At 72.0% G+C, this 15,537-nt stretch carries 17 protein-coding genes and 1 tRNA gene; 8 read left to right on the plus strand and 10 right to left on the minus strand.

Annotated features, from left to right (window positions below; all coding sequences use genetic code 11):
• The 5 genes from tnpC to BLTE_RS18660 form a co-directional block, all read right to left on the minus strand.
• Positions 1-1,650, minus strand: a complete 1,650-nt coding sequence (gene tnpC, locus BLTE_RS06320) for an IS66 family transposase (protein WP_126398497.1) — start codon at positions 1,648-1,650, stop codon at positions 1-3.
• Positions 1,651-1,718: 68 nt separating this feature from the next.
• Positions 1,719-2,066 (minus strand): IS66 family insertion sequence element accessory protein TnpB, encoded by a 348-nt coding sequence (gene tnpB / locus BLTE_RS06325; RefSeq protein WP_126397729.1) that lies wholly within the window; start codon positions 2,064-2,066, stop codon positions 1,719-1,721.
• Positions 2,063-2,413 (minus strand): IS66-like element accessory protein TnpA, encoded by a 351-nt coding sequence (tnpA, locus tag BLTE_RS06330; protein ID WP_126397727.1) that lies wholly within the window; start codon positions 2,411-2,413, stop codon positions 2,063-2,065. The genes tnpB and tnpA overlap by 4 nt, the downstream gene beginning before the upstream one ends.
• A 260-nt stretch (positions 2,414-2,673) precedes the next feature.
• Positions 2,674-2,750, minus strand: a tRNA-Met gene (locus tag BLTE_RS06335).
• Entirely contained in the window at positions 2,741-2,875 is a 135-nt protein-coding gene (locus BLTE_RS18660) for a hypothetical protein (RefSeq protein WP_280177366.1), read from the minus strand. Before BLTE_RS18660 ends, BLTE_RS06335 begins: the two co-directional genes overlap by 10 nt.
• Positions 2,876-2,945: 70 nt before the next feature.
• Here BLTE_RS18660 and BLTE_RS06340 point away from each other — a divergent pair, with 70 nt between their 5' ends.
• The 3 genes from BLTE_RS06340 (at position 2,946) to BLTE_RS06350 (ending at position 5,808) form a co-directional block, all read left to right on the plus strand.
• On the plus strand, positions 2,946-3,929 hold the full coding sequence (locus BLTE_RS06340; protein ID WP_126402086.1) for a FecCD family ABC transporter permease: 984 nt from the start codon (positions 2,946-2,948) through the stop codon (positions 3,927-3,929).
• Positions 3,929-4,720, plus strand: coding sequence for an ABC transporter ATP-binding protein (locus BLTE_RS06345; RefSeq protein WP_126398583.1), 792 nt, complete (start codon positions 3,929-3,931; stop codon positions 4,718-4,720). The genes BLTE_RS06340 and BLTE_RS06345 overlap by 1 nt, the downstream gene beginning before the upstream one ends.
• Positions 4,721-5,022: 302 nt before the next feature.
• Positions 5,023-5,808: a helical backbone metal receptor gene (locus BLTE_RS06350; protein WP_126398585.1), complete on the plus strand. Its 786-nt coding sequence runs from the start codon at positions 5,023-5,025 to the stop codon at positions 5,806-5,808.
• A 3-nt stretch (positions 5,809-5,811) separates the two neighbouring features.
• On the opposite strand, the gene BLTE_RS06355 is transcribed toward BLTE_RS06350, so the two are convergent.
• Positions 5,812-7,191 (minus strand): lipopolysaccharide biosynthesis protein, encoded by a 1,380-nt coding sequence (locus BLTE_RS06355; protein WP_126398587.1) that lies wholly within the window; start codon positions 7,189-7,191, stop codon positions 5,812-5,814.
• Positions 7,192-7,258: 67 nt separating this feature from the next.
• Entirely contained in the window at positions 7,259-8,299 is a 1,041-nt protein-coding gene (gene cobD / locus BLTE_RS06360) for a threonine-phosphate decarboxylase CobD (RefSeq protein WP_126398589.1), read from the minus strand.
• A gap of 17 nt (positions 8,300-8,316) precedes the next feature.
• Here cobD and cbiB point away from each other — a divergent pair, with 17 nt between their 5' ends.
• Together cbiB and BLTE_RS06370 are read left to right on the plus strand one after the other, a co-directional pair.
• Positions 8,317-9,327 carry an adenosylcobinamide-phosphate synthase CbiB gene (gene cbiB / locus BLTE_RS06365; protein ID WP_126398591.1) on the plus strand — a complete coding sequence of 337 codons (1,011 nt, stop codon included), beginning with the start codon at positions 8,317-8,319 and terminating at the stop codon, positions 9,325-9,327.
• Positions 9,327-9,884: a flavodoxin domain-containing protein gene (locus tag BLTE_RS06370; protein WP_126398593.1), complete on the plus strand. Its 558-nt coding sequence runs from the start codon at positions 9,327-9,329 to the stop codon at positions 9,882-9,884. The genes cbiB and BLTE_RS06370 overlap by 1 nt, the downstream gene beginning before the upstream one ends.
• Here BLTE_RS06370 and BLTE_RS06375 read toward each other — a convergent pair.
• Complete coding sequence (locus tag BLTE_RS06375) at positions 9,868-11,397, minus strand: cobyric acid synthase (protein ID WP_126398595.1); 1,530 nt, start codon at positions 11,395-11,397, stop codon at positions 9,868-9,870. The two genes, BLTE_RS06370 and BLTE_RS06375, sit on opposite strands and share 17 nt — an antisense overlap.
• A 196-nt stretch (positions 11,398-11,593) precedes the next feature.
• On the opposite strand from BLTE_RS06375, the gene BLTE_RS06380 reads away from it, so the two are divergent.
• From BLTE_RS06380 to cobJ, 3 genes are read left to right on the plus strand one after another with little or no spacing between them, the layout of a single operon-like run.
• Complete coding sequence (locus tag BLTE_RS06380) at positions 11,594-12,223, plus strand: precorrin-8X methylmutase (RefSeq protein WP_126398597.1); 630 nt, start codon at positions 11,594-11,596, stop codon at positions 12,221-12,223.
• Between the two features lie 45 nt (positions 12,224-12,268).
• Complete coding sequence (locus BLTE_RS06385) at positions 12,269-12,994, plus strand: precorrin-2 C(20)-methyltransferase (RefSeq protein WP_126398599.1); 726 nt, start codon at positions 12,269-12,271, stop codon at positions 12,992-12,994.
• Positions 12,991-13,743 (plus strand): precorrin-3B C(17)-methyltransferase, encoded by a 753-nt coding sequence (cobJ, locus tag BLTE_RS06390; RefSeq protein ID WP_126398601.1) that lies wholly within the window; start codon positions 12,991-12,993, stop codon positions 13,741-13,743. The genes BLTE_RS06385 and cobJ overlap by 4 nt, the downstream gene beginning before the upstream one ends.
• Before the next feature lie 48 nt (positions 13,744-13,791).
• On the opposite strand, the gene BLTE_RS06395 is transcribed toward cobJ, so the two are convergent.
• Together BLTE_RS06395 and BLTE_RS06400 are read right to left on the minus strand one after the other, a co-directional pair.
• Entirely contained in the window at positions 13,792-15,063 is a 1,272-nt protein-coding gene (locus tag BLTE_RS06395; RefSeq protein WP_126398602.1) for a DNA polymerase IV, read from the minus strand.
• A gap of 19 nt (positions 15,064-15,082) precedes the next feature.
• Positions 15,083-15,370 carry a DUF3572 domain-containing protein gene (locus tag BLTE_RS06400; RefSeq protein WP_126398604.1) on the minus strand — a complete coding sequence of 96 codons (288 nt, stop codon included), beginning with the start codon at positions 15,368-15,370 and terminating at the stop codon, positions 15,083-15,085.
• Between the last annotated feature and the right edge of the window lie 167 nt (positions 15,371-15,537).

A 15,537-nucleotide genomic window follows, 5' to 3' on the forward strand; every position in this document is an offset into this window, starting at 1 on the left:
TCACGCCGCCCGAGCGGAGAGTGCCGAGGGCCGTGGCGCCCAATTCCAGGGCAGGAGGTCATCGAGCCTATGCGCCGGGTGGCTTGGCAGGCGCGCCAGGACGTCGGCCAGCCAGGCCTGCGGATCGATGCCGTTCATCTTGGCCGTGACAATCAGGCTGTACATGGCGGCGGCGCGGTGCCCGCCCCGATCGGACCCGCAGAACAGCCACGACTTGCGACCAAGAGCGATGCCGCGAAGCCCGCGTTCGGCGGCGTTGTTCGACAGGCAAACCCGCCCATCCTCGAGGAACAGCGTGAAGCTCGCCCAGCGCTTCAGGATGTAATTGAACGCCTTGGCGAGGTCGTGCCCGCGCGCGAGCTTGGCAAGCTCCTCGCGCATGTGGCGATGAAGATCCTCGACCAGGGGGCGGCTTCGCTCCTGGCGAACGGCGAGGCGCTGCTGCGCGCTGGTGCCGGTGATCGACCGCTCGATCTCGAACAGCTCGTCGATCCGGCGCACCATCTCGATGGCGATCGGCGAGAGCACGGCGTCCGTCCTGCCGGCGGCCCGGCGCCGCGCCGTCCCCTCGATGTCGGCCATGGCGAAGAACGGCCGCCGCGCGTGGGCCCAACAGGCCGCCTCCCGGATCGGCCCAGGGGCGCGTCCGACCAGGTAGAGCGGGGCGTAGCCGTCATAGGCGTCGGCCTGCAGGATGCCCGCGTAGCCGGCGAGATGCCCCTGGGGGTGCTCGCCCCGGCGGTCGCGCGAATAGTAGAACATCGCCGCCGGAGGATCGGTGCCGCCGAAGGGCCGGTCGTCGCGGACATAGACCCAGCAGCGCCCGGTGTCGGTCTTGCCCTTGGCCAGCACCGGCACGGTCGTGTCATCCGCGTGCAGCCGCTCTGCCGCCATCACATGAGCCTCCAGGCGGCGGAGCAGCGGAGCGAGCTCGCTGCAGACCGCCCCCACGGCGTCCGCCATCGTCGACAGCGCGATCGGCACGCCCTCCAGCGCGTAACGCTCGGCCTGCCGGTTCAGCGGCTGATGCTGGCCGAACTTGTCGACCATGATCATGGCCAGCAGGCTGGGACCGGCCCAGCCCCGCGGGATGCTATGGAACGGCGCCGGCGCCTGGGAGACCGTCTCGCAGTCGCGGCAGCTGAACCTCTCCCGCACCGTCTCGATCACCTTCCACTGGCGCGGGATCACCTCCAGCGTCCGCGTCACGTCCTCGCCGATCTTGCGCAGCCGCGTGCCGCCACAGCACGCGCAGGCCGCCGGGGGATCGATCACCACGCGCTCCCGCGGCAGATGCTCGGGGAAGGTCTGGCGCTCGGCGCGCTTGCGGGTAAAGCCCCGCACGGTCGTCGTCTGGGCGGCGGCCTGTTCGGCCGCGCGTTCGTCCTCGGTCGCGCCCGCTTCGAGCTCCTCGAACGCCAGCGCCAGCTGCTCGATCAGCCGTGCCGCACGTTCCGACCGCTGGCCGTAAATCTGCCGCTCGAGCTTGGCGATCTGCAGCTTCTGATAGGCGATCAGCGCCTGATCTTCCGAGGCCTTGGCGCGCGCCACCGCAAGGTCTGCGGCGACCTCCAGCGTCTTTGCGCGCTCAGCCGCCAACGCCTCCTTCAGCGCGGCGAGTTCGGCGGCAGCATCACCATCGGCGTCCATGCATCCTATGGAATCACATCTTCGCCGCGGTGTGACGTGCAAAGTGGAGCGTCGCCGCAATTATTTGATCAGCCCGCGCTCTGCGGCCGCCATGTGTGCTGGGGATTGCGCCAGTCGATCGCCTCGAGCAGATAACTCATTTGCGCCGCCGTCAGCGCCACCGCGCCGTCGACCGTGGCCGGCCACACGAAGCGCCCGCGGTCGAGCCGCTTGGCGTAGAGCGACAAGCCGATGCCGTCGTGCCACAACGCCTTGATCAAGGTCCCGGCGCGGCCCCGGAACACGAAGACGTCGCCGCCGAACGGGTCGCGGCCGAGCCCTTCCTGCACCAGCAGCGCCAGGCCCTGCATGCCCTTGCGCATGTCCGTATGTCCGGTCGCGATCCAGATCCGCACGCCCGCCGGAACCGGGATCATCGCAGCGCCTTGAGGGTTGCCGTCACCAACGCCGCCGGCGCAGACGCGCCGATCTCAACCCGCACGCCGCCGGCCAATTCCACGACGATCGCGGCGCCGTCTTCCCTCGTGGCCGCGGCCGTCCCACCGGCCTCCACGACGATCGCGCGGGCGAACCCAACCCCGCTCGTCCCGTCGCCAACCTCGTGCCGCCATTTGTAGATCAGGCTGGTCGATACCCCGTAGCGCCGTGCCACGTCCGCCACGATCGCCTCCGGCGCAAACGCCGCCGCCACGATCTCCCGCCGTTCCTCGCCGCTCCACCGCCGGCGCCGCTCCGGCCCCGTCAGCACCGTCATCTGGCTCATGCTGCGCTCTTACGCGCGCTCGTAAGAGCGCTCCTATGCGCGCAGCATCCGCGAAGCGCGAGGTCCCACACAAGGCGGCCCACGCCGGAGGGATACGAGGATGACGGGAAAGAGGGGGAAGGCCGCTGCGATGCGGGCCCGGTCCACCCTGCCGCGTGACGACCTCGTTCGAACTGCCCATGCCGGGCCGCCCGTGAACCCGCCCAGGCGCCAATCGGGGCGGAACGTCAGAAACAGGTGCTATTCTGGGGTGAAATTGATGGTAGCGGAGGAGGGACTCGAACCCCCGACACGCGGATTATGATTCCGCTGCTCTAACCAGCTGAGCTACTCCGCCACGACAAGGCCGGCCGGATCCGCCAGCGCCGTGCGTTTGGCGATATAGGGAAGCGGCCGAACCGGTGTCAAGGACGGAAAGGCAGCCTTGGCCAGATCGGCCATCCGGTCTAAGAGCGCCGCCATGCTTCAAGCCCGATCCCGCTCCGAGACGGCGCCGCCGGCTCCTGCCACCCTCTGGCGCGCCCGCGCGGCGATGCCGGTGCTGGCGGCGCTGGTGCTGATCCTGTTCGTGGTCTCGCTCGGCACCGGGCCGGTGGCGATCGCGCCCGGCGATGTTCTGGCGACGCTGACCGGCGCCGGAAGCGAGGCCGAGCGCATCATCGTGCTGGAATTGCGGCTGCCGCGCGCCATCCTGGCGCTCGCCATCGGCGCCATTCTCGGGCTTTCGGGCGCGGCGCTGCAGGGGCTGTTGCGCAATCCGCTGGCCGCGCCCTCGCTGTTCGGCGCGCCACAGTCGGCGGCGTTCGCGGCGGTCGCCACCATCGCGCTCGGTCTCGCCGGCACGCTGTCCTACGCGCTGCCGGTGGCGGCGATTCTCGGCGCCTTCCTGTCGGTGTTCCTGCTGGTGGCGGTGGCCGGGCGCAACGCCGGGCTGCTGCTGCTGATTCTCGCCGGCCTCGCGATATCGAGCCTCGCCGGCGCCGCCACCTCGCTGGCGCTGAACCTTGCGCCGAACCCGTTCGCGGCGCTGGAGATCGCGTTCTGGCTGCTCGGCTCGCTGGAGGACCGCAGCCTGCAGCACGTGGCGATGGCACTGCCGTTCATCGTCGCGGGCGGGGCGATCCTCATCGCCGCCGGCCCGGCGTTCCGGACGCTGACGCTCGGCGAGGAGGCGGCGCAGAGCCTCGGCGTCAATGTGGCGCGGCTGCGGCTGGTGGTGATTCTCGGCGTGGCGCTCGGCGTCGGCGCCTCGGTGGCGGTGGCCGGCACCATCGGCTTCATCGGGCTCATCGCGCCGCATCTGGTGCGGGGGATCATTGGCTACGACCCGGCGCGGGTGCTGGTGCCGAGCGCGCTGGCCGGCGCGGCGCTGCTGCTGGCGGCCGATATCGCGGTGCGGCTGATTCCGGCCACCACCGACATCAAGGTGGGGGTGCTGACGGCGCTGATCGGCGTACCGTTCTTCCTCTATCTCATCGTGCGCGAGCGCGGCCGCCTGAGTGGAGGAATGGCCTGATGGCGCCGCAGATGATCCCGCCGTTTCTGGAGATTGCCGGCGTGTCGGTGGCGCTCGGCGGCCGCACGGTGGTCGATGCGGTGAGGCTCGCCTTGCCGCGGCAGGCGCTGGTCGGCATCGTCGGGCCGAACGGCGCCGGCAAGACCTCGCTGCTGCGCGCCATCGCCGGCCTCGTGCCGCACGGCGGGCGCATCGCGCTGGAGGGCGCCGAGCTTGCGACGCTGGCGCCGGGCGTGCGCGCCCGGCGCGTCGCCTATCTGCCGCAGGGCCACCTGATGCACTGGCCGCTTCCGGTGCGCGAGGTGGCGGCGCTCGGCCGCTATCCGCACGGGGTGCGCGATCCCGCCCGGCTCGATGCCGCAAGCGAGGCCGCCGTGCTGAAGGCGATGCGGCTCACCGACACGCTCGATCTGGCCGACCGGCCGGTGACGGAGCTCTCCGGCGGCGAGCGGGCGCGGGTGGCGCTGGCGCGGGTGTTCGCGGTCGAGGCGCCGCTGGTGCTGGCCGACGAGCCGACCGCGGCGCTCGATCCCCGCCACCAGATCGAGCTGATGGCGGCGCTGCGGCGGACGGCGGAGGAGGGCGCCTTGGTGCTCGCCGTCACCCACGATCTCGCGCTGGCCGCGCGGTTCTGCCACCACATCGTGGTGCTCGACCAAGGGCGGCTCGCCGCCAGCGGCCCGGCGTCGGAGGCGCTGTCGGGCGAGGTGCTGGCGGCGGTGTTCGGGGTGCGGGCGTTCGAGGGCCGGCAGGACGGTCTGCCGGTGGTGGTGCCATGGTCGGTGCTGTGAGCGGCACGGCCATGAATGCAGCCGCGACCGGTCGTCCCTGGCGCGGCGCTGCTCAGAATCGCACGACGGTCGTCCCCGGCGAGCATCGCGAAGCGATGCGAGGGAAGGGGACCCATGGACCCCGACCTTCGCGGCCGAGAGCCGGAGGGCAGTGGCTGGCGGTGGTGCGTGCTGTTTTCGTCGGCGTGTTCCCTGGGTCCCCTTCCCGAGCCCCGCTAAAGCGGGGCTCGCCGGGGACGACCACTTGCGGATCACGCAGCTTCTGGATTTTCGCGTTGGCAGCTCTTCTTTCGAGCGTCTGGATGTGCGCACCCGCCGTCGCCGGGCCGCATCCGCGCGTCGTCTCCATCAATATGTGCACCGACCAACTGGTGCTGGCGCTGGCCGATCCCGACCAGATCCTCGGCCTCAGCGCCTATGCGCGCGATCCCCTGCTGTCGTTTGCCGCCGCCGAGGCGGCGAACTATCCGTCGCTGTCGGGCGGGGCGGAGGAGGTGCTGGTGCTGCAGCCCGACCTCGTGCTCGCCGGCCGCTATACCCGGACGGTGACGCGCGGCTTCCTCAAGGCCAAGGGCATTCCGCTCGCCGAGTTCGACGTCGCCCGGTCGATCGCTGATGCGAGAATGCAGATCCGCCGGGCCGGCGAGCTGCTCGGCCAGCAGGCGCGGGCCGAGGCGGCGATCGCCGCCATCGACGCGGCGGTGGCGCGGGCCGAGGCAGCGGCACATCGCCGGCTGAGCGTGCTGCCGCTGCAGCGGCGCGGCTGGGTGGCGGGCGGGCGCACGCTGACCACCGACCTGCTGGAGACGCTGGGGCTGGCCAATGCCGGCGCGGCGTTCGCCGCCACCGGCGGCTTCGTGCCGCTGGAGCGGATCGTTGTCCAGCGGCCGGATGCCCTGCTGCTGACCCGCGAGGCGGTCGAGGCCGAGGACCAGGGCTCGGCGCTGCTCGCCCACCCGGCGCTGGCGGCTCTCTATCCGCCGGAGCGTCGGATCTATCTGCCCGAGCGGCTGACGGTGTGCGGCGGGCCGATGCTGGCCGAGGCGATCGACCGGCTTGCGGCGGAAGCCGAGCGGTTGGGGCGGTGAGATTCACGCCGCCTTGGGCGTGAAGAACACGAAGGCATGCAGGCCGAGCCTTCGGCGGACGGTGCGGTAGAGCAGGGCTGCCTCGACCGTCATGCCGAAGCACACCGCCATGGCCGCGCCGTACATGTGCCAAGTGGGGATCAGCACGAGGCAGGCGGTGAGATTGGCGGCGAAGGCCGCGGCATAGATCAGCGTGCAGCGCTGCTGCTCGCCGGCCATGTTGAGCAGGCGCTCGGCCGGCCCCACCGAGGCGCGGATGATCAGTCCCGCCGCCAGGATGAACAGCAGCGGATAGCCTTCCTCGAAGCCGGGGCCGAACAGCCGCAGCATCGGCCAGCCGAGCGGCAGCAGCACGGCGATGGCGCCGACCGACAGCCAGAACGTGCCGCGCACCGACTGGGCGAGGAGCCGCCGCTGCTCGTCGATGGCGCCGGAGACGTGGTGCTCGGCGAAGCGGTGGGCGACCGCCGCCAGCACCGCGAAGCTGACGAAGGCCACCGGCGCCAGCGTCTTCACCGCCGCGAAATAGGTCGCGACCTCGGCCGAGGGCCGCAGCAGCTGCAGCACGATGACGTCGGTGTAGATGAACAGCGAATAGAAGCCGAACACCAGCAGGATCGGCGCCGACACCTTCGCCCAGTGGCGCGGGTCGTAGGCGCGCGGGCCCGGCGCGACCACCCGCGCCAGCCGGTGGCGCAGCACGACAAGCTGCACGGTGGTGGTAAGCCAGGTGGCGATGAGCGCGGCGCCCATGCCTGAGGCGGCATCGGGCGCGAAGCCGGCGAGCGGCGCCGCCAGCGCCACCAGCACGATCAGCAGCGGCCGCAGTATGTAGGGCGGTACCAGCGCCAGATTGACCCAGTTGTAGGTGCGGGCGATGCCGTCGACCAGATTGTTCAGCGCGTAGAACGGCAGGGTGGCGAAGGCGAGGTAGAACGGGATGATCTCGGCGCGGTCGATCCACGGCGCGAACGCCTGCACGCCCGCCACCCCGAGCGCGGCCACCGCGGTCGAGGCCAGGAACACGAACCACGGCGCGGCGCGCAGCAGGCCGCGCAGCCGGTCGTGGGCCTGGGCCTGGGTGTATTCGGGAATGAAGCGCTGCACCGAGTAGGCGAGGCCGAAATGGGCGAGGTCGCCGATCACCAGCGTCCAGGTCCAGACATAGACATAGATGCCGAACTCGGAGCGGCCCATCCAGCGCGCCAGCACGATCTGCATGGCGTAGGCCAAGACCGCCGAGGCGACGCGGATCAGGAAGGCGGTCGCGGCCGCCCGGCCGGCGCCGGCCGTCGTCACCCGCTCGAGCAGGCCGGTGGCCCGTGCCCGCCAGCCGCCGCCCGCGTCGCGTGGCCGGCTCCCGTCCTCGTCAACCGCCGCCATGGATGGTCCTTAAGTCGAGGATCCTTGGATCCCGTTCGCCTAGCTTCATACGCATGCAAGGTTAGCGTCAGGTGCCGCCCGGCGACGAATCGAGCGCGGCGCAGGCGTCCGCGAGCCGCTGCCAGGCCGCCTCATTGCCCGGCAGGCCAAAGCGGATGCGGTGGGGTGCGCCCTCGAAGCCGCGCACCAGCAGGCCGCGGCGGGCGAAATGACCGGCGAGGTCGGCCGCGCCCGCGGCGGGCCGCTCGGCCAGCCGGAACAGATCGGTGCCGCCGATCACGGTGAAGCCGACGCCGGCGAGCAGGGCGTCGAGCCGCGCGCGCTCCGCCGCCAGCCGCTGGCGGGTGGCGGCGATCCAGGCGGTGTCGTCGAGTGCTGCGGCGCCGACCGCGCAGGCCGGCCCGGACACCGGCCAGTCGCCGAGCGTTTCGGCAAATCCTTCGGTCAGCGCGTCGCCGGCCGCGACGAAGCCAAGGCGCAGCCCGGCGAGGCCGAAGAACTTGCCGAGCGAGCGCAGCACCACAACGCGCGGCGGCAGCGCCGGCAGGGTGAGCAGCGACACGGCGGGATCGGTGTCGGCGAACGCCTCATCGACGATCAGCCAGCGGCCGGCCGCGCTCCAGGCGGCGGCCCTGTCGAGCAGGTCGGCGGCCGTCCGCCGGCTTCCGTCCGGATTGTTGGGGTTGACCACGACGAGCGCGTCGAGATCGGTAGCCGGAGGCGGAAGCTCGGCGAGCGGCGCGACCGTGCAGCCCGCGGCCTGCCACGCCGCCGCGTGCGAGCCATAGGTGGGGCCGACGATGCCGACGCGCTGAGCGCCAAGAAAGCGCGGCAGCAGGCGGATGGCGACCTCGCTGCCCGGCACCGGCAGGAGGCGCGCCCCGGCCGGCCGGCCGTAGCGGGCGGCGGCGGATTCGATCAGCCGGTCGAGGTCGCGCGCCAGCGGCAGGCGGTGCCACAGGACGGGATCGACCGGTGGCACCGGATAGGGGTGCGGATTGATGCCGGTGGAGAGATCCACCCAGGGCTGCGGCGCAGCCGGATACAGCTTAGCAGCGGCATCGATCCGGCCGCCATGAGCGCGTAGGCTCGCCGTCGACTCGTTCAACCAACTCTCCCAAACCGATGCCCGATCCGACCGACCGATTGCTGATCCTGACGCTGGCGCTGGCGATCGAGGCGGCCATCGCCTATCCCGGCGCCCTGTTCCGCGCAATCGGCCATCCGGTTTCCTGGATCGGCGCGCTGATCGCCATCTTCGACCGGAGTCTGAACTGGAGCGATTTCTCGTTTCCGGTCCGGCGGTTGGCCGGGATTGTCACGATTTTGAGTCTGGTTGCGGTTTCGCTCGCAGCCGGTATGGCGATCGAGGGTCTGGCAGCATGGGGCGGGCCCGCCGGCTTCGCCGTGATGCTGATCGCGGTCGCGACCCTCATCGCCACCGGCAGTCTCGACCGGCACGTCGCCGCGGTGCCCCGCGCGCTCGCAGCCGAGGGGCTGGCGGGCGGCCGGCGGGCGGTGTCGATGATCGTCGGGCGCGATCCCGAGACGCTGGACGAGCCGGCGGTGTGCCGGGCCGCCATCGAGAGCCTGGCCGAGAACGCCTCCGATGGCGTCACCGCCCCGGCGGTGTGGTTCCTCGTCGCCGGCCTGCCGGGGATGATCGCCTACAAGGCGATCAACACCGCCGACTCGATGATCGGCCACCGGACCGAGCGCCATCGTGCCTTCGGCTGGGCGGCGGCGCGGCTCGACGATCTGGTCAATCTGCCGGCCTCGCGGCTGACCGCGCTGCTGTTCATCGCCGCCGCCGCCGTGGTGCCGGGGGCGTCGGCGGCGGGGGCGCTCGCGGCGGTGCGGCGCGATTCCGGCCGGCACCGCTCGCCCAATGCCGGCTGGCCGGAGGCGGCGATGGCCGGCGCGCTGGGGCTGCGGCTCGCCGGGCCGCGCTCCTATGGCGGCGTGGTGGTCGAGGACGCCTGGATGGGCGACGGCCGCGCCGCGGCGAGCGCCGACGACGTGCGGCGGGCGCTGCGCCTCTACCGGGTGGCCTATGCCGGCGCCGGGGTGCTGGTGGCGGCGCTGGCGCTCGGGCTCGGCATTCTGGGCGGAGGGGTGTTGGGGGGAAGGATGTGATGACGGACGCGACCGAACCGCCGATCCGGGTGTTCGCGGCGAGCCGCGACGGGCAGGCCGTGCGCATCGCGATGCACGTCGCCCAGCGCTTGCGCGCGGACGGGCGCGCCGTCGAATGCCGGCGCCTCGCCCCGCCGATGCCGACGCCCGGCGAGGTCGCGCCGGCGGCTCTGGTGGTGCTGGTCGCCGCGGTTCGCTACGGCCGCCACCTGGAGGAGGCCTCGACCTTCCTCGACACCTACCGCGCCCTGCCGTCGCCGCCGCCGCTGGCGCTGGCCAGCGTCTGCCTCACCGCGCGCAAGCCCAACCGCCGCACGGCGCAGGACAATCCCTACCTGCGCAAGCTGATCGCCCGCCACCGGCTGGCCCCCGCCGTGGCGCGGGCCTTTCCGGGCGTGCTCGACTATCCGCGCTACGGCTGGCTCGACCGCCACTTGATCCGATTCATCATGTGGATGACCGACGGCCCGACCGACGGCACCAGCCGGATCGAATACACCGATTGGGACGAGATCGAGGCCTTCGCCGGCGAGCTCGGCCTCATCGCGCGAGGCTGAACAGGGCGTCGACGTCGAGGTGGGCGGCGAGATGGTCGGCCAAAGCGTCGAGCGTCTCATCGATGCACGCCTCATAGTCGAGCGGGCTTGATCCGGCGCCGAGGCGGGCGAGCCACGCCGCGCGCTGGCGGTCGTCGGTGAACAGGCCATGGACATAGCAGCCGGCGATGCGGCCGTCCTGCGACACCGCGCCGTCGAGGCGGCCATCGGCGAGGCGCACCAGCGGCCGTTCGGTCGCCGGGCCGCCGGTGCGGCCGACATGCATCTCATAGCCGTGGAACGGCACGCCGTCCGCGACCGTCTCGCCCTGCACCGCCTCCAGCGCCTTGTCGGGATGCAGCACGGTCTCGACGTCGAGCAGGCCGAGGCCGGGGGCGGTGCCGGGCGTGCCCTCCAGCCCGTCCGGGTCGGCGACCGTGCGGCCCAGCATCTGGTAGCCGCCGCACACCCCCAGGATGCGCCCGCCGCGGCGGGCATGGGCGATCAGGTCGGCGTCCCAGCCCGAGGCGCGCAGCACCGCGAGGTCGGCGATCACCGCCTTGGAGCCGGGCAGAATCACCAGATCGGCGTCGGCCGGCAGCGGCGCGCCGTCGCGCAGCAGCACCAGCTCGACCGCCGGCTCGAGCTTGAGCGGGTCGAGGTCGTCGAAATTGGAGATGTGCGGCAGGAGCGGCACCGCCACCTTGATGCGGTTGGACGACGTGACCTCGGCCGGCGGCTCGATGGAGGCGAGGGGGCCGGCGGTGATCCAGGCGGCGCGGGTGCGGCCCGGCTCGGCCGAACCCAAAAGCGCCAGCGCATCCTCGGCCGGCAGCCGGTAGGCCTGCTCGAAGAACGGCACCAGCCCGAGCGACGACCAGCCGGTGCGGGCGGCGATGAACGCCATGCCGTCGGCGAACAGCAGCGGGTCGCCGCGCATCTTGTTGACGATGAAGCCCTTGATGCAGCGGCCGTCCTCCGGCCCCAGCACGGTGCGGGTGCCGACGAGGCTGGCGATGACGCCGCCGCGGTCGATGTCGCCGACCAGCACCACCGGCACGCCGACGGCGCGGGCGAAGCCCATATTGGCGATGTCGTCGGCGCGCAGATTGACCTCGGCGGCCGCACCCGCGCCCTCGACCAGCACGAGGTCGCTGTCCTCCCGCAGCTTGGCGAAGCTGTCGAGCACATAGGGCAGCAGCGTCTTCTTGGCGGCCTGATAGTCGCGGGCCTTGGTCTCGCCCCACACCTTGCCCTGGACGACGATCTGGGCGCCGGTCTCGCCCTGCGGCTTGAGCAGGACCGGGTTCATATGCACCGAGGAGGCGGCGCGGGCGGCGCGGGCCTGCAGCGCCTGGGAGCGGCCGATCTCGCCGCCGTCCTCGGTCACCGCGGCATTGTTGGACATGTTCTGCGGCTTGAACGGCCGCACCCGGAGGCCGCGGCGCGAGAACAGGCGGGCAAGTCCGGCGACCAGCAGGGACTTGCCGACATCGGAGCCGGTTCCCTGCAGCATGAGCACACGGGCGGACATGAAACCTCGATCCTTTCGCAACCAGCCGGCGCGGGGCGCGGCGTCATCGCACCACAACGTCACGGCAGATTGACAGAGTCAGCGTTCCAGTTACCAGATTTGCCGGCCGATGGGGCATGTTCCGTTGCGATTGCTGCACGCGGCCCGGGGCAGAACCCGGTTGACGCGGGCGCCGCCGTCCTGTCGAAAGGCTCCGATGACATACGACTATGAGAAGGACGGAGCGGCGATCTACGTCCGCTCGTTTTCCATCATCCGCGCCGAGGCGCGGCTCGGCCGCTTCGATGCCGACGAGGAACGGGTGGCGGTGCGCGTCATCCATGCCTGCGGCATGGTGGAGGTCGCCGACGACATCGTGTTCGCGCGCGGCTTCGCCGCCAGCGCCAGGGCGGCGCTGCAGGCTGGGGCGCCGATTCTGTGCGACGCGCGCATGGTGGCCGAAGGCATCACCCGCTCGCGGCTGCCGGCCCGCAACCCGGTGATCTGCACGCTCGGCGATCCGCGGGTGCCGGGGCTCGCCGAGGAGCTCGGCACCACCCGCAGCGCCGCGGCGCTGGAGCTGTGGCGGCCGAATCTCGGCGGTGCGGTGGTGGCGATCGGCAATGCGCCGACCGCGCTGTTCCGCTTGCTGGAGATGCTGGACGAGCCCGGAATCGACCCGCCGGCGGCGGTGATCGGCATGCCGGTGGGCTTCGTCGGCGCCGCCGAATCGAAGGAGGCGCTGCTGGACCAGGGCCGGGTGCCGGCGGTGGTGGTGCGCGGCCGGCGCGGCGGCAGCGCGATGACGGCCGCCGCCGTCAACGCCGTGGCCTGCGACAGGGAATAGGCGCGCCGGCGCGGTCGATATCGCGCGGCGAGGAAAGGCAAGACAATGACCGGAACCATCCATGGCGTCGGGCTCGGCCCGGGCGATCCCGAGCTGATGAGCGTCAAGGCGGCGCGGCTGGTGCGCGAGGCGAAGGTGATCGCCTATTTCCGCAAGCCCGGCCGCCCCGGCGTCGCCCGCACCATCGTCGAGGGCCTGCTGGCGCCGGGCTGCACCGAGATCGCCCTGGAATACCCGGTCACCACCGAGATCCCGGCCGACGATCCGGCCTACAATGACGCACTGCGGCCGTTCTACGAGAAGGCGGCCGACGACCTCCTGGCGCAGGCCAAGTCGGGGCACGACGTGGTGGTGCTGTGCGAGGGCGATCCGTTCCTCTACGGCTCCTTCATGCACCTCTACAGCCGCCTGCGCGAGCGCGTGAGGGTCGAGGTGGTGCCCGGCATTCCCGGCATGTCCGGCTGCTGGACCGCGGCCGGCGAGCCGATGACCTATGGCGACGACGTGCTGGTCGTCCTGCCGGCGACGCTGGAGGAGGGCACGCTGATCTCCCAGATCGAGATCGCCGATGCGCTGGTGGTGATGAAGCTCGGCCGCAACCTCGGCAAGGTGCGCCGGGCGCTGGAGATTGCCGGCTTCCTGGAGCGCGCGCTCTATGTCGAATACGGCACCATGGCCGCGCAGACGGTGATGCCGCTTTCGGACAAGGATGACGACGAGGCGCCCTATTTCTCGATGGTGCTGGTGCCGGGGCAGGGGCGCCGGCCGTGAGCGGACGTCTGGTCATCGCCGGGCTCGGGCCGGGCGCGGCGCGGCTGGTGACGCCGGAGGTGACGGCGGCGCTGGAGCAGGCCACCGACCTCGTCGGCTATGGCCCCTATCTCGCGCGGGTGCCGGAGCGGCCGGGCCAGACGCGCCACGCCTCCGACAATCGCGAGGAGATCGACCGCGCCCGCCATGCGCTGCGGCTCGCCGAGGCCGGCCGCAGCGTGGTCATCGTGTCGTCGGGCGATCCCGGCGTGTTCGCGATGGCGGCGGCGGTGTTCGAGGCGATCGAGACCGGGGAGGCGGCGTGGCGGGCCGTCGAGGTCGAGGTGCTGCCCGGCATCACCGCCATGCTGGCGGCGGCGGCGCGGGTGGGCGCGCCGCTCGGCCATGATTTCTGCGCCATCAATCTGTCCGACAATCTCAAGCCATGGGATCTGATCCAGCGGCGGCTGGTGCTGGCGGCGGAGGCCGATTTCGCCATCGCGCTCTACAATCCGCTGTCGCGGGCCCGGCCCTGGCAGCTCGAGCGGGCGTTCGGCCTGCTGCTCGGGGTGCGACACCCGGCGACGCCGGTGGTGTTCGCCCGCGCGGTCAGCGAGCCGGGGGAGCAGATCGAGATCGTGCCGCTCGGCGGCGCCTCGGCCGAGCGCGCCGATATGCGCACCGTGGTGCTGATCGGCTCGTCGCAGACGCGGGTGGTGACCCGCCGCCGCGGCCCGTCCTACGTCTATACGCCGCGCCGGGCGGGGTAAGGCGGTTTCCGGGGGCCGGCTCGGGCATTCCCCATCGTGGATTGCCCTTCACCGCCGCGGCCGGCCGGTGCCGAACACGATGCCGCGCTCCACCGCCCCGGCGCCGAATTTCGCCCGCAGGGCGTCCACCGCCGTCTCCATGGCGGCGGTGCGCGGCCCCGACGCATCGACGAGGTCGGCCGGATCGGCCTCGGCGATGTCGCAGAGGTCGGAGACGCCGATGCCGATCAGGCGGAAGCGGGTGCCGTCCGCCTCGCGCGCCAGGAGGTCGCGGCCGGCATCGAAGATGCGGTGGGCGAGGCGGGTCGGGTGCGGCAAGGTGCGGGCGCGGGTCCGCAGGCGGAAATCGGCGCTTTTCAGCTTGAGCGTCACAGTATGGCCGCCGAAGCCGGCGGCCTTCATCCGCGCCGCCACCTTCTCCGACAGGCGCCACAGCACCGGTTCCAGTTCGTCGCGGTCGGCGATGTCGGCCTCGAACGTGGTCTCGGCCGAGATGCTCTTGGTCTCGTGCTCGGCCACCACCGGCCGGTCGTCGCGGCCGCGGGCGAGCCGGGCGAGGCGCAACCCCTCCGCGCCATAGCGGTGGGCCAGCAGCGTCTCGTCGGCGGCGGCGAGATCGCCGACCGTTCGGAAGCCGTCGGCGGCGAGGCGCTCGGCCGCCACCTTGCCGACGCCCCAGATGATCGACACCGGCTTGCCGTAAAGGAAGCGCTCGGCCTCGGCTGCGCCGATCACCGAGAAGCCGCGCGGCTTGTCGAGGTCGGAGGCGATCTTGGCCAGGAACTTGTTGGGCGCGAGGCCCACCGACACGGTGATGCCGACCTCGCGCTCGACCGCGGCGGCGAAGCCGGCGAGCACACGCGCCGGGCTCATGCCGTGCAGCGTCTCGGTGCCGTGCAGGTCGAGGAAGGCCTCGTCGATCGACAGCGGCTCGACCAGCGGCGTCAGCGCCAGCATGCGGGCGCGCACCTCGCGGCCGACCCGGGCATACTTGGCCATGTCGGGCCTGAGCACGACCGCCTCGGGGCACAGCTTCAGCGCCTGGAACATCGGCATGGCCGACTTCACGCCATAGGTGCGGGCGATGTAGCAGGCGGTGGCCACCACGCCGCGCCGGCCGCCGCCGATGATCACCGGCCGGTCGGCGAGGGCGGGATTGTCGCGCTTCTCGACAGACGCATAGAAGGCGTCGCAATCGACATGGGCGATGGCCAGGGCATCGAGCTCGGGGTGGCGCGCAAGGCGCGGCGAGCCGCAGTGCGGGCAGCGGTTCGCCGTCTCGGGCGCCGAGGCGAGGCAGTCGCGGCAGAAGGCGGACATCGCGCGGCCAAGCGCCGGCTCAGCCCGGTGTCGGGCCGGCGAGGATGTCGCGGGCGGCGACCACGCGTTCCGGGGCGATCTCGGCGGCGCGGGCGACCGCCATCACCAGGTCATCATCGCCGATCACGAAGTCCAGCACGGCGAGCAGGAAGGCGGGCTCGGCCGCGGCGGCGCGCAGCGTCTCCGGCCCGAGGCCGCTCAGCGCCATGAACAGGCCGAGCCGCTGCGGATCGCCGGCGACGACGCCGAGCGCGGTCGCCGCAATTCCTTCGGCTGCCGCGCGATCCATCGACCTGGTGCGATCCATCGACCTTGTTCGATCCATCGACCTGGTGCGATCGATCGACTTGGCACGAGAACGGAAGGGATCCATTTGCCTTTCCGTAACAGTTCGACCTTTAGACTGCAGGGGTAGGCTCTCCCCGTGCCGCTGCCCCGCGACACGGCGAACCCGGGGCTCAAGGTCTACAGGGC

This window comes from Blastochloris tepida (assembly GCF_003966715.1).
GTDB lineage: Bacteria > Pseudomonadota > Alphaproteobacteria > Rhizobiales > Xanthobacteraceae > Blastochloris > Blastochloris tepida.

What these genes read in the sequence shown, in the direction of transcription:
- tnpC (WP_126398497.1), bottom strand. Translation starts at nt 1,650, where the DNA reads ATGGACGCCGATGGTGATGCTGCCGCCGAACTCGCCGCGCTGAAGGAG.
- tnpB (WP_126397729.1), bottom strand. Translation starts at nt 2,066, where the DNA reads ATGATCCCGGTTCCGGCGGGCGTGCGGATCTGGATCGCGACCGGACAT.
- tnpA (WP_126397727.1), bottom strand. Translation starts at nt 2,413, where the DNA reads ATGAGCCAGATGACGGTGCTGACGGGGCCGGAGCGGCGCCGGCGGTGG.
- BLTE_RS18660 (WP_280177366.1), bottom strand. Translation starts at nt 2,875, where the DNA reads ATGGCGGCGCTCTTAGACCGGATGGCCGATCTGGCCAAGGCTGCCTTT.
- BLTE_RS06340 (WP_126402086.1), top strand. Translation starts at nt 2,946, where the DNA reads ATGCCGGTGCTGGCGGCGCTGGTGCTGATCCTGTTCGTGGTCTCGCTC.
- BLTE_RS06345 (WP_126398583.1), top strand. Translation starts at nt 3,929, where the DNA reads ATGGCGCCGCAGATGATCCCGCCGTTTCTGGAGATTGCCGGCGTGTCG.
- BLTE_RS06350 (WP_126398585.1), top strand. Translation starts at nt 5,023, where the DNA reads ATGTGCGCACCCGCCGTCGCCGGGCCGCATCCGCGCGTCGTCTCCATC.
- BLTE_RS06355 (WP_126398587.1), bottom strand. Translation starts at nt 7,191, where the DNA reads ATGGCGGCGGTTGACGAGGACGGGAGCCGGCCACGCGACGCGGGCGGC.
- cbiB (WP_126398591.1), top strand. Translation starts at nt 8,317, where the DNA reads ATGCCCGATCCGACCGACCGATTGCTGATCCTGACGCTGGCGCTGGCG.
- BLTE_RS06370 (WP_126398593.1), top strand. Translation starts at nt 9,327, where the DNA reads ATGACGGACGCGACCGAACCGCCGATCCGGGTGTTCGCGGCGAGCCGC.
- BLTE_RS06375 (WP_126398595.1), bottom strand. Translation starts at nt 11,397, where the DNA reads ATGTCCGCCCGTGTGCTCATGCTGCAGGGAACCGGCTCCGATGTCGGC.
- BLTE_RS06380 (WP_126398597.1), top strand. Translation starts at nt 11,594, where the DNA reads ATGACATACGACTATGAGAAGGACGGAGCGGCGATCTACGTCCGCTCG.
- BLTE_RS06385 (WP_126398599.1), top strand. Translation starts at nt 12,269, where the DNA reads ATGACCGGAACCATCCATGGCGTCGGGCTCGGCCCGGGCGATCCCGAG.
- BLTE_RS06395 (WP_126398602.1), bottom strand. Translation starts at nt 15,063, where the DNA reads ATGTCCGCCTTCTGCCGCGACTGCCTCGCCTCGGCGCCCGAGACGGCG.
- BLTE_RS06400 (WP_126398604.1), bottom strand. Translation starts at nt 15,370, where the DNA reads ATGGATCGCACCAGGTCGATGGATCGCGCGGCAGCCGAAGGAATTGCG.